Consider the following 12,293-nt stretch of genomic DNA (forward strand, 5'->3'; position numbering starts at 1 on the left):
AGCCTAATTATTTACTCCCTTTATAACTTAACTTATATTCTTAAATTTTATACATTCTTCATTTATAAATGCTTCTAAATTTTTTCCCTTTCTTATAGTTCCTTTTAGTATTTCTTCACTTAGCCTATCTTCAATTTCTTTCGTTATTATCCTTCTAAAAGGTCTCGCCCCGTATTCATTACCCTTACATTTATTTAATAAATATTCCTTTATTTCTTCATCAAAATATATATCAATATCACTTTTTCTTAGTCTATTTTTCATCTCCTTAAGCATAATATCTAGAATATCTTTCATAGAATCTCTATTCAATTTATGAAATACAATAGTATCGTCTATTCTATTTATGAATTCTGGTCTAAAACTCTTTTTAAGGTCTTCTAATATACTATCTTTCATTGAATTATACTCATTTTCTTTATCATTACTAATTAAGAAACCTACATTTCTTTGTTTATTTAATTTATGAGCTCCTATATTTGAAGTCATTATAATTATAGAATTTTTAAAATTAACTAGCTTTCCTTTACCATCTGTTAGTCTTCCATCCTCTAGTATTTGTAATAATATATTAAATACATCTGGATGTGCCTTTTCAATTTCATCTAAAAGAATTACAGAGTAAGGTCTTCTTCTTATAGCTTCGGTTAATTGACCACCTTCATCATATCCTACATATCCAGGAGGAGCTCCTATAAGCTTAGATACTGCATGTTTTTCCATATATTCTGACATATCAACTCTTATCATATTATCTTCATCACCATATACAGACTCAGCTAAAGCTTTACATAATTCAGTCTTCCCAACTCCGGTAGGTCCTAAGAATATGAAACTTCCAATTGGTCTATTTGGATCTTGAAGTCCAACCCTTGCCCTTCTTATAGCCTTCGCTATTGAAGACACTGCTTCACTTTGACCTACTACCCTCTCATGAAGTCTATCTTCTAACTTAAGTAATCTCTCACTTTCCTTTTCAGTAAGTTTTGAAACAGGTATATTAGTCCAACTTGAAACTACTTTAGCTACATCTTCTGTTCCCACTACTAGCGTATTTACAGAATTATTAGTACTCCAATCACTTAGTCTATTATTAAGTTGCTCTTTTAGCTTCTTTTCCTTATCTCTAAGTGCTGCTGCTTTCTCAAACTCTTGAACTCTTATAGCTTCTTCTTTTTCTTTTATTGCTATCTGTATTTCCTCTTCTATGCTCTTTAAATCAGGCGGAGTTACAAGTGTTTCTATTCTAACCTTGGCAGAAGCCTCATCAATTAAGTCTATTGCTTTATCAGGCATAAACCTATCTACAATATATCTTTCCGATAACTCTATAGCTGATTTAAGAGCCTCATCTGATATCTTTATTTTATGGTGAGCTTCGTACTTATCTCTTAACCCTTTTAAAATTTCTAAAGTCTCATCTATAGTTGGCTCTTCTACATTAACAGGTTGGAATCTTCTCTCTAATGCTGTATCTTTTTCTATATGTTTTCTGTACTCATCTGTTGTTGTTGCACCTATACATTGAACATCTCCTCTTGCAAGAGATGGTTTTAATATATTAGAGGCATCAATAGCTCCTTCAGCGCCACCAGCTCCAATAATAGTATGAATCTCATCTATAAATAAAATTATATTTTTATTTCCTTTTATCTCCTCAACAACCTTCTTTAATCGTTCTTCAAACTCACCTCTATATTTTGCACCTGCAATTATATTGGTAAGGTCTAACGAAAATATCTGCTTATCCTTAAGTATCTCTGGAATATTTCCTTCCACTATCTTTTGAGCTAATCCTTCTATAACAGCCGTTTTACCAACTCCAGGTTCTCCTATTAGACAAGGATTATTTTTTACTCTCCTACAAAGTATTTCTAAAACCCTTTGCGTTTCTTTATCCCTACCTATAACAGGATCAAATGCACCTTCCTTTGCAAGTTTTGTCATATTAACACTATATTGCTTAAGTACAGGCATATCATCATATAAATCTTCATCCTCTTCATCTTGAAGTAACACTTCATCTTCTTTCGCATCTAAAAATAGATTTATATCATTTATTATTGATTTAACATCGGCTTCCAGTTGCAATAATATAGTATATGCAACCCCATCTTCTTCTTTAAGAAGCGCTAAAAGTATATGCTCAGGATTTACGTATTTATGATTATAGTTTTTAGCTTCTTTAAAACTTATATCTAATAAATGCTTAGTTCTTGGAGTTAATAATAATTCTGATATTGAAATATCAATTTCCCCATAACCTAAGTAACTCTCTATCTTTTCTCTTATGTCATCATCACTTATATTATTTTTATTTAATACACTTGCTGCATACCCACCTTCTTTTAATATACCAAGAAGCATATGCTCCGTACCAATATATCCGTGTTTAAAGTTACGCGACTCCTTCTTAGCCTCTAGTATTACAGCTTCAGTCCTTTCCGTAAATCTCCCATTACCCATGTATTTAGTCCTCCTTATCCCTTTTATACCATAAATCTTATTCTAAAAGTTTCCTAACAACTTTAGCTCTCTCTATATTTAAATCCCTATAGGAGATCTTGTCCTGTACATTACCTCTTAGAATGGAATCTCTAGTTAAAATAATTGCTTTATTTAACTTATCTTTATTAATATTTAATAGTGACAGCTCTACTCCAAGTCTTAAATCAGATAGTAAATTAAGTCCTTCTATCCATTTAAGTATTCTTGCATTTTTTAATATTCCATATGCTCTAAATATTCTATCTTCTAGTTCTTTATTGCACTCAGCTATCATCTGTTCTCTAGCTTTATTTTCTTCATTTACTATATTTTTAATTACATTTTGTAACGTATTTATTATTTCCTCTTCAGTAACTCCTAAAGTTATTTCATTAGATATTACATATATATTTCCGTAAGACTTTCCTCGCTCTCCATACATACCCTCTATAGATATTCCCGCTCTATTAAGTCCCCTGAGTAAATTAGCAATTTCATCATTTGTAGATAATACTGGTAGATGCACCATTACTGCTGCTTTAAGACCTGTACCAATATTAGATACATCAGAGGTTAGATAACCTATGTTATCATCAAATGAATAAGTTAATTTATCCTCTATCAAATCATCAATTTTATTAACATATTCATACATCTCTTCTAGATTATTGCCATTACTTACAGATTGTAATCCTAAATGTTCTTTTTCATTTATCATTACACTAAAAGTTTCATCGTTATTTATAGCAAATGAAGAAAAGTCACTATTTTTTAATAAAGAATTAGTTATAAGCCCTTTTTCTTTATAAATATCTAACGCTTCTTCATCTTTCCAAAGATTTATGGTTTTTAGACCATCTACATTATCTAGTAATATATTTATAACTTTTTCAGATAACCGTCTTCCCTCTTCTGTTTCCAAGTTTACTGGAAACTTGTATCCCTGTATATTTCTAAATATTTTTACTTTGCTATTAATTATAATTCCATCTTCTATACTATTGCTATTAACCCAATTACTTATCATTGCCCACACCCTCTTTAAGTTCTTTTTCTAAATCCCATATCTCATCTCTAATTACTGCAGCTTTTTCATAATCTTCAATAACAATAGCCTTTTCTATATCGCTTTTTAATTTTTTGATTTTTTTCTTTTTCTTTATTATTACGCCTTCTCTTTTGGGTATTTTTCCTATATGTTCTATATTGCCCTGATTCCTTTTAATTACTGGTATTAAATTATCTTTAAAATAGTAATAACATTTATTACATCCAAGTATCCTCTTCTCTTTAACCTCTTCATAGGTTGTTCCACATGCTTTGCAAACAAGATTTGTCACTTTTTCATCTTTAAGTGGAAAATTTTCAAGTAGACTATTAATAATTTTATTAAATGAAAGACCTTTCCCATCTGAAGATTTTACAATTGATAACTCTCCAAATATCTTTGCACAATTATCACATAACCATACTCCTGTCTTATCTCCATTTATACTCTTAATAAGATGAATTTTTGCTTCATTTTTGTTACATCTCTCACATAGCATGAATCTACCCCCTTATTCTATTAATACCATCATCATTCCTTTTAATATATCTGACCTAACTTTATTTTTATTATCTACATCTTTTAATGTTTTATCATTCACTGATATTTTTATGAGTTCATACTCCTTTTTATTAATTATTTCTGTTTCTAATAAATTATCTAATAATGCAATAGTATTATGATACGTTATTCCATCACCTATAGACTCATTTAATAATTTTTTTCTGCTAACTGGACACTTGTGCTCAATTCTCTTAATAGCTATGTATCCACCCCCGCCTCTTCTGCTTTCTATAACATATCCTTTAGCATAAGTAAAACGAGTGCTTAATACATAATTTATTTGAGATGGTGCACATCTAAATTGATCTGCTAATTCATTTCTTTGAATTAACGCTTTATTATCCTTATCTTCATTTATCATTTCTTTTATAAATTTCTCTATTATATCTGTTAATCTTGCCATGTTTACACCTTCTTAATCTTTCTTGTTCTTTACTTACCTTGACTTTGTAACATTATATTAATACTTTTTTTATACTTATTCAAGGTAATAGGTTTATATTTAGATGAATTTACACATACTATAATTGAATTAAAAGGAGGATTTATTTATGGATATAACATGGATTAAAAATTCAACATTTCTCATAAAAACATCAATGGGTAAAAGACTTCTTATTGATCCGTTTAATAAGATCCATACCTGTGATATTTCCTCCTTAAATCCTAATATTATAACTTTAAGTAGCCAAAATATTGAATCGTTATGTCCTAATGAAATAGACCCTCATATTAAGATTATAAATTCTCCAGGAACTTATGATACTGATATTGGATTAATAAAAGGATATAATACATATTGCGATCATTATAACGGCTATAAACGTGGTCCTAATACTATATATACTTATAATATTGATAATTTAAAACTATGTCATTTAGGATATCTTGGTGAATTTTTATCAGATGATATTATAGATGATCTTGATGATATAGATATTTTATTTATTCCTGTTGGAGGGCATATAAATCTATCTGGAAAAGAGGCTTATATGCTTATAAAAAAAATAAGCCCAAAGGTTATTATACCCATGAACTATAAATATTCATATTCATCTTTTTTATTTAATGGATTAAAGGATTTTACTTTATTACTAAAAAAGATATCAAAGATAAATACTGAATCCTTCACTATTTCTAAAGAGACATTAATGGAAAATGAAAATGCAATAATCCTGCCTCCAATGTTTAAAAGACCTTATTAAAATCAAAAAAGACCGTCCTAAGACGGTCTTTTTTTAAGCTATATTACTCTTGAACTGGTGCTCCAACTGGACAAACATTAGCACAGTTTCCACAATCGATACAAGTATCTGCATCTATTACAAATTGAGTATCTCCTTGGCTTATAGCATTAACTGGACATTCTGGCGCACATGCTCCACAGCTTATGCATGAATCGTTTATTACAAATGCCATTAAAAACACCTCCTAAAATTTATGGTAATTACACCAAATTTATTTTAACACGTTTCCCTATCTTTTAAAAGTACTTTGTGAAAATTTAGGAATTGTTAAATATTATACCACCGTGTATCCGAGATCCTCAATCTTATCTATAATGCTTTCTAATTCTATATACATATCATTATATATTATTGTAACTTCTTTCTTTTCTAAAGCTACTTCACTTGCAATTACACCTTCGCTGCTTGCTATTGCACTTTGTACTTTTCTGATATCTGTAGAATTACTCATTCCAGAAACTTTTAATACTGCCTTCATTTATGTCCTCCTATTTTTCTTTTATAAGTTGTTTTATAAGCTTCTTATCTTCTTCAGTTTCTACTTCAATTCTTATGTCTGAATCCTCTATGCTATCTTCATAACTACCTTTAATTAATTTAACATCTTTTATATTAAATGTTTCTAAAATCTCTTCATCTTTTCTCTTTAATTTGACTTTTACACTTTCTTTAACTACATTGTTTTGTATAACTTCCCCAGTTCCTTCTGAAGTCCTTACAATAGATCCAACCTTAGGAAGTTCTTTTCTTATTTCTTCATATGTACTTTGTTCGTAGTTTAAACAGCACATTAATCTTCCACATATTCCTGATATCTTCGTTGGATTTAAAGATAAATTTTGTTCTTTTGCCATCTTTATTGAAACTGATGCAAAATCACCTAAGAATGATGAACAACACATTGGTCTTCCACATGGTCCAAGTCCACCTATCATTTTAGCTTCATCTCTAACACCAATTTGTCTAAGCTCAATCCTTGTCTTAAATATAGTTGCTAGATCCTTAACTAAATCTCTAAAATCTACTCTACCATCAGCTGTAAAATAGAATATTACCTTATTATTATCAAAAGTATATTCAACATCTATAAGCTTCATCATAAGCCCATGATCCCATATCTTTTCTGTACAAATTCTTAAAGCATCCTCTTCTTTAGCCTTATTGTCACTATGTCTCTTTATATCTTCATCATCAGCTACCCTTAAAACACTCTTTAAAGGTGCTATTATATCATCTTCATTTACTTCTTTTATTCCAATTACACATTGCCCAAACTCAATTCCTCTAGCTGTTTCAACTATTACATAATCCTCTTTATTTATGTTTAATTCATTTGGATCAAAATAATATATTTTCCCAGCTTTTTTAAATCTTACTCCGATTACCTTTATCATGTAATTATACCTCCAAAAAACCCATAAGCATAATACTAATAGTCATAGAAAAATTAGTATTATGCTTTAAATTCACTCTTGCCTCTTCTATATATTTTAGCATTCCATTTAATTTTCTATATGACATCATTTCTATTAACTCTTCAATCTCATTACTTTTATCTGAATTAATTATAAGTTTCTTATCATTAATCTCTTTATAAAGAATGATATCTCTTATGAAAGTTGAAATTATGTTTAATAACTCTTCCTTTTCATCTTTGTAATTTTGAAATGCCTTTTCGTACTTTATGGTTACATCTATTTCATTATTGTTAATATCTCTTAGCATATCTATTATAAGATTTCTAAGAGTTTGAAGCTCAGGATCTTTTAAAAATCTTTCTGCTCTTCCAGGTATTCCTTCTGAGTAAGCAAGCAAAGATAGTAATTGCTCTTCGCCTAGCTCATGTTTTGATTTAATAAGTTCAACCATTTCTTCTTTATTGAGAGGGGTAAGCTTATATATCTGACATCTAGATTTTATTGTATCTAATATTATTTCTAAATTAGTTGTAAGTAATAGAATATAAACCCCATTTGGTGGTTCTTCTATTGTTTTTAAAAGTGCATTTTGCGCTTGAGCTGTTAGTTTTTCTGAGTCATATATAATAATTACCTTCTTATCACCCTCATAAGGCCTCTTATTAACTTCTTCAATTATTTCTCTAACTTCAGAAACCCCCATTGATGCTCTCTTATTTCTGTAATGAATAGCATCTACATGTTCTTTTCCAACTTCTTTATTAAGTATCTTTGATACAAATATATCTGCTAGAATACTCTTACCTATTCCATCTCTTCCTGCAATTAAGTGAGCATGAGATAGTGTATTGCTTTCTGCTCTTTTCATGAATCCTTCAATAACTTTATTATGTCCTATAAATTTCTCCAATACACTCGCTCCTTTGTATTATACTTATATCTTTACAAATTGGTCTACATCTATAACAAATACAGTTGCTCCTCCAACTTGCACTTCAATAGGATATTGTATACACATTCCAGCATTTCCTGTGATAGGTGCTGGTGTTGTAACAACTTCCTTACGTTTCTTACAAACATCTTTTATTATATCTATAACTTTTTCAGTCTTATCTTCTTCTACACCTATCAACAATGTGGTATTCCCAGATTTTAAAAAACCACCCGTAGTTGCAAGTTTTGTAACTCCAAAGTTTTTCTCCGTTAAAATATCTAGTAAATCATCTGAATCATCATCATGTACTATAGCTATTACTAACTTCATACAATAACCTCCACTCTTTAATAAATACCCTAATTACATTTTACCACAAAGTAATATCTTTCCATAACCCTTTATTTGTCAGTATTTTTTATTAAATCAGAAATTATATTTTTTACGTTATCAAATACTTTATCTATTGATTCATCAGCATTTATTTTGACAATTCTATTTCTATTTTTTTTATAGATTATATCATATCCTTCTCTAACTTTATTATGAAAATCTAACTTTTCTAAATCTAATCTATTTACTTCTCTTTCAGAATTTTTCTTTATTCTTTCCATACCTACTTCTGGACTTATATCAAACAATATAGAAATATTCGGCATGCAATCTCCGATAGCAAATTTATTTATTTCATATACTTCTTCTATTCCGAGACCTCTAGCATATCCTTGGTAAGCTAATGATGAATCCACAAATCTATCGCATAAAACTACTTGTCCATTTTCTAAAGCTGGAATAACCTTCTCAACTAAATGTTGTCTTCTTGCTGCTGCATAAAGTAATGCCTCTGTTTTTCCATCCATCTTTGTATTTTCTTTATTTAAAATTACTTCTCTTATTTGTTCAGCTATACTTATTCCACCTGGCTCTCTTGTCTTTATGCAATCATAATCACACTCTCTAAGCCATTCGTATACCTTGTCTATCATTGTACTCTTACCTGAGCCTTCGCCGCCTTCAAATACAATAAATAATCCTTTCTTCACGTCTGTATACCTCTTTCTTTATTTCAATATATTTTTTATCTTATGAACATAATCATTATATTCATTATCTCCTGGTTCTGTATTTAATATATCAATCTCACAATTTGGACATATCAAATTTCCTTTTATAATTATACCATTATCACTAACATTTCCACAGATTCCACAAACATTTTCCTTGATTTTTTTGTTAAATAAAGTTTTCATAAATAAAACCCCCTAAATAAAAATATATTTTAATTCTTAACAATTAAAATACTTTTTATACAAATCCACTCCCTATAATTTTTTATGTTATAGAAGCACATTATAGAGGACTTTTAATAAATAACTTTTAATTATCATATATATGAAATATTTTATCTTACTACACTTTCAAGGCTTAATATTTATATAATTTATCTTAATTGCTTTTATAAGATTATCACAAATTTCTCAGTCATAAATAAATCTCGCTGCAAATAAAAAACTCCCAAGCTATTATGCTTGAGAGTTTGTAGTATTCAAGTTAGTTATATTCTTTGTATCATTGTTTTTTGTACTTTTTATATGTCTTTCAACCCTTCTAATAAAACAGTCACTTGGTTGAAAATAGAATTTATAATAGTTTTCTTTGAATTTATATACACAACAGTATTGATCAATTTTTAATTTATCACAAGTATAATTTCCTATAGACTTTGCATCATATTCTTTAGGTTGTCCATTTTTCTTACCTATATATACAATGTCTGATATTTTTATACTTGCTAGATTTTTTTCTTCTTTAGAAAAAATCTTATTTATTATGAGTTTATTCGCTATTAAAGCATATTTATATGAAACTGTACAGCTAATAAATTCTCTTATAATAATTAAAATAGTCAAAGCTGCTAAAGCTATATTACAAATAGTTAATGTTTTATTGCTATGAAAATCAATAAATTTAAGGCCCTCTTGTGCATATAGCATAAATGTTATTACGAACAATACTAATACAATTACATGAGCCTTCTTTCTAGCAACTATTTCTCTGTGCATCATATTTAAATCCCCCATGATTTAATGAATTATTTATAAATACTAAATCTGATTATACTAGCAAATTGAACTTTATTCCACGCTAATATAAGTCAAAATTGATTATTATTAGGCTGTATTAGGCATTAGCATTACTTTATCTTTATTTCTCTAACCTTTATTATTAATTGCTACTATATGCGATTATTATCATAATGAATTTTCAATATTATTTTATATTTTGTATTTTAAAAGTACTTATTTTATATTTATCTATTTAAGAGTATAATATAAAAGAATACAAATGGAGGTTTGATCATGATCCAAATATTTAAAACCATTAGTGAAGATAATAAAACTCTTAAGCAACTTGATAATATTGAGCAAGGTTGCTGGATAAATATAGTTGCACCTTCAGATGAAGAGCTTATTTTGATTTCAAATAAAACAGGAGTATCATTAGATTTCCTTAAAGCTTCATTAGATGACGAGGAAACCTCTCGTATAGATATAGAAGATGATGCTATTTCAATAATAGTCGATATTCCATTCACTGAAATGGAAGATAATTCACTTACTTATGATACATATCCACTTTCAATAATTCATACAGAAAAACAGCTTATAACAGTATGCCTTAAAAATAGTAAAGTATTAACTGATTTTATAAATGGAAGAATAAAATCATTTTTTACCTTTAAGAAATCTAGATTTACACTTCAAATATTAAATAGAATTTCTACATATTATCTACTATATTTAAGACAAATTGATAAAAAAAGTTTAATGATAGAAAAAAGACTTCATAAATCAATGAAAAATAGAGAACTTATACAATTGCACTCTCTTGAAAAATCATTGGTATACTTCTCAACATCATTAAAAGCTAATGAAATAACATTAGAAAAAATGCTTAAACTAGATATAATGCAAAAGTATGAAGATGATAAGGATGTATTAGAAGATGTAATCATAGAGAATAAACAGGCAATTGAAATGACAGAAATATATAGTAATATATTAGCAAGTACAATGGATTTCTTTGCATCTGTAATCTCAAATAATCTTAATATAGTAATGAAAGTTCTTGCTTCAGTTACAATTCTTATGGCCATTCCAACAATAATAGGTGGAATATTTGGTATGAACGTATGGTTACCATTCTCCCCTGATGATCCTGCTGCATTCTATACAATAATGTTTATGACATTCTTTATTTGTGGAATTGTTGCATGGGTTTTATATAAAAAGGATATGTTTAGATAACAATTTATTAAAAAAAGCATAATATATACTAAATTAATAGAGAGCTATTTATGGCTCTCTTTTTTTAGGGGGATCATATATGCTTAAAGGAAAAATTTTAAGTAATAACTCTACACTTGGTATTATTGCACCAGCTTCTTGTAGTCCAAGAGATAGTATAGATACTTATGTAAGTCAATTTGAAACTCTTGGATTCAATGTAGTACTTGGAAATCACATATATGATAAAAATGGATACTTATGTGGAAGCGATTATGATAGAGCTAAAGAAATAACTGATATGTTTGAAGATGATTCAATCGATGGAATCATATGTTATAGAGGTGGTTATGGTTCTATAAGGACTCTTCCTCATATAAATATGTCATCTATTAAGAAAAACCCCAAATTTTTCTGTGGCTACAGTGATATAACTATACTTTTAAATTATTTTGCTAATAATAATTTGATTACATTTCACGGTCCAATGGTTAAATCGGATTTTAATGATATTCTTACTCTATCTTATTTTAAAAGAATGATGTTTAATCCTAGTAAAGGAACAATATATGATTTATCTAATTGTGCTAAATATAATAATGACTATTTTAGTGGAAGATTAATGGGTGGAAATTTATCTATGATATGCTCTTCAATTGGTACTCCATATGAAGTTAATTTAGATAAATCTATATTATTATTAGAAGAAATTAATGAAGCTCCATATGTAATAGATAGATTATTAACTCAACTTATATTATCTTCTAAATTAAATAAATGTAAGGCTATTTTAATTGGACACATGACTGGATGTTCCTTAGATAATTATGAAGAAAGTTTTACAACTTTAGAAGTAATAAAGAAAAGATTAATCCCTTTAAATATACCTATTATATATGGTATACCTTTTGGGCATTCATATCCAAATCTAATTTTTCCTATCGGCTGTAAAGCAACATATGATAAAAATACTAGCAAACTAGTATTATGCGAAAATGCTTTAAAATAAAAATAATCCACAAACTAAAAGATATACTAACAATATATCATGTATTACGTGGATAACTTCTATATTTTCTTTTGTTCAGTTATCTTAGAAAAGTCTTAAAAAAATAAAAACCTGTAAACATTAGTTTACAGGTTTTCCTCTTTTGGAGGCGCCACCCGGATTTGAACCGGGGATAAAGGTTTTGCAGACCTCTGCCTTACCACTTGGCTATAGCGCCATATGTGGTGGCTCGAGTAGGAATCGAACCTACGACACGCGGATCTTCAATCCGCTGCTCTACCAACTGAGCTATCGAGCCA

The 12,293-nt window shown here is 28.6% G+C and carries 15 protein-coding genes and 2 tRNA genes; 3 read left to right on the top strand and 14 right to left on the bottom strand.

What is annotated here, in order from left to right; genetic code table 11:
- Positions 1–27 precede the first annotated feature (27 nt).
- Genes ACQPUW_RS16850 through ACQPUW_RS16865 form a run of 4 tightly spaced genes read right to left on the bottom strand, consistent with a single transcriptional unit; the run spans position 28 to position 4,502 of the window.
- On the bottom strand, positions 28–2,466 hold the full coding sequence (locus tag ACQPUW_RS16850; protein ID WP_430838617.1) for an ATP-dependent Clp protease ATP-binding subunit: 2,439 nt from the start codon (positions 2,464–2,466) through the stop codon (positions 28–30).
- Between the two features lie 37 nt (positions 2,467–2,503).
- Positions 2,504–3,514, bottom strand: coding sequence for an ATP--guanido phosphotransferase (locus tag ACQPUW_RS16855; protein ID WP_430838618.1), 1,011 nt, complete (start codon positions 3,512–3,514; stop codon positions 2,504–2,506).
- Entirely contained in the window at positions 3,504–4,034 is a 531-nt protein-coding gene (locus ACQPUW_RS16860; RefSeq protein ID WP_430838619.1) for a UvrB/UvrC motif-containing protein, read from the bottom strand. The genes ACQPUW_RS16855 and ACQPUW_RS16860 overlap by 11 nt, the downstream gene beginning before the upstream one ends.
- Before the next feature lie 12 nt (positions 4,035–4,046).
- Positions 4,047–4,502 carry a CtsR family transcriptional regulator gene (locus tag ACQPUW_RS16865; RefSeq protein ID WP_430838620.1) on the bottom strand — a complete coding sequence of 152 codons (456 nt, stop codon included), beginning with the start codon at positions 4,500–4,502 and terminating at the stop codon, positions 4,047–4,049.
- 148 nt (positions 4,503–4,650) lie between these two features.
- Here ACQPUW_RS16865 and ACQPUW_RS16870 point away from each other — a divergent pair, with 148 nt between their 5' ends.
- Positions 4,651–5,304 carry an MBL fold metallo-hydrolase gene (locus tag ACQPUW_RS16870; RefSeq protein ID WP_430838621.1) on the top strand — a complete coding sequence of 218 codons (654 nt, stop codon included), beginning with the start codon at positions 4,651–4,653 and terminating at the stop codon, positions 5,302–5,304.
- Between the two features lie 43 nt (positions 5,305–5,347).
- Here the strand turns inward: ACQPUW_RS16870 and ACQPUW_RS16875 are convergent, their stop codons facing one another.
- The 8 genes from ACQPUW_RS16875 to ACQPUW_RS16910 form a co-directional block, all read right to left on the bottom strand.
- Positions 5,348–5,518, bottom strand: a complete 171-nt coding sequence (locus tag ACQPUW_RS16875; protein WP_204596642.1) for a DUF362 domain-containing protein — start codon at positions 5,516–5,518, stop codon at positions 5,348–5,350.
- Between the two features lie 102 nt (positions 5,519–5,620).
- Complete coding sequence (locus ACQPUW_RS16880) at positions 5,621–5,824, bottom strand: heavy-metal-associated domain-containing protein (protein WP_204596643.1); 204 nt, start codon at positions 5,822–5,824, stop codon at positions 5,621–5,623.
- Positions 5,825–5,834: 10 nt separating this feature from the next.
- Positions 5,835–6,740, bottom strand: coding sequence for a PSP1 domain-containing protein (locus tag ACQPUW_RS16885; protein ID WP_430838622.1), 906 nt, complete (start codon positions 6,738–6,740; stop codon positions 5,835–5,837).
- Positions 6,741–6,744: 4 nt separating this feature from the next.
- Positions 6,745–7,674 (bottom strand): DNA polymerase III subunit delta', encoded by a 930-nt coding sequence (locus tag ACQPUW_RS16890; protein WP_430838623.1) that lies wholly within the window; start codon positions 7,672–7,674, stop codon positions 6,745–6,747.
- Between the two features lie 24 nt (positions 7,675–7,698).
- A complete protein-coding gene (locus ACQPUW_RS16895) occupies positions 7,699–8,028 on the bottom strand; it encodes a cyclic-di-AMP receptor (RefSeq protein WP_430838624.1) in 330 nt (109 codons plus the stop codon).
- A 71-nt stretch (positions 8,029–8,099) separates the two neighbouring features.
- Positions 8,100–8,741 (bottom strand): dTMP kinase, encoded by a 642-nt coding sequence (gene tmk / locus ACQPUW_RS16900; RefSeq protein WP_430838625.1) that lies wholly within the window; start codon positions 8,739–8,741, stop codon positions 8,100–8,102.
- Positions 8,742–8,759: 18 nt separating this feature from the next.
- Positions 8,760–8,948 carry a sigma factor G inhibitor Gin gene (locus ACQPUW_RS16905; RefSeq protein ID WP_430838626.1) on the bottom strand — a complete coding sequence of 63 codons (189 nt, stop codon included), beginning with the start codon at positions 8,946–8,948 and terminating at the stop codon, positions 8,760–8,762.
- 273 nt (positions 8,949–9,221) lie between these two features.
- A complete protein-coding gene (locus tag ACQPUW_RS16910; protein ID WP_430838627.1) occupies positions 9,222–9,764 on the bottom strand; it encodes a hypothetical protein in 543 nt (180 codons plus the stop codon).
- Positions 9,765–10,058: 294 nt separating this feature from the next.
- Between ACQPUW_RS16910 and ACQPUW_RS16915 the strand changes: the two genes are divergently transcribed.
- Together ACQPUW_RS16915 and ACQPUW_RS16920 are read left to right on the top strand one after the other, a co-directional pair.
- Entirely contained in the window at positions 10,059–11,006 is a 948-nt protein-coding gene (locus ACQPUW_RS16915) for a magnesium transporter CorA family protein (protein ID WP_430838628.1), read from the top strand.
- A gap of 79 nt (positions 11,007–11,085) precedes the next feature.
- Entirely contained in the window at positions 11,086–11,994 is a 909-nt protein-coding gene (locus ACQPUW_RS16920) for a S66 peptidase family protein (RefSeq protein ID WP_430838629.1), read from the top strand.
- 143 nt (positions 11,995–12,137) lie between these two features.
- Here ACQPUW_RS16920 and ACQPUW_RS16925 read toward each other — a convergent pair.
- A tRNA-Cys gene (locus ACQPUW_RS16925) sits at positions 12,138–12,211 on the bottom strand.
- Between the two features lie 5 nt (positions 12,212–12,216).
- Positions 12,217–12,292, bottom strand: a tRNA-Phe gene (locus ACQPUW_RS16930).
- Between the last annotated feature and the right edge of the window lies 1 nt (position 12,293).

Origin of the sequence: Clostridium sardiniense, assembly GCF_050584765.1 — a bacterium.
Classification (GTDB): domain Bacteria; phylum Bacillota; class Clostridia; order Clostridiales; family Clostridiaceae; genus Clostridium; species Clostridium sardiniense_A.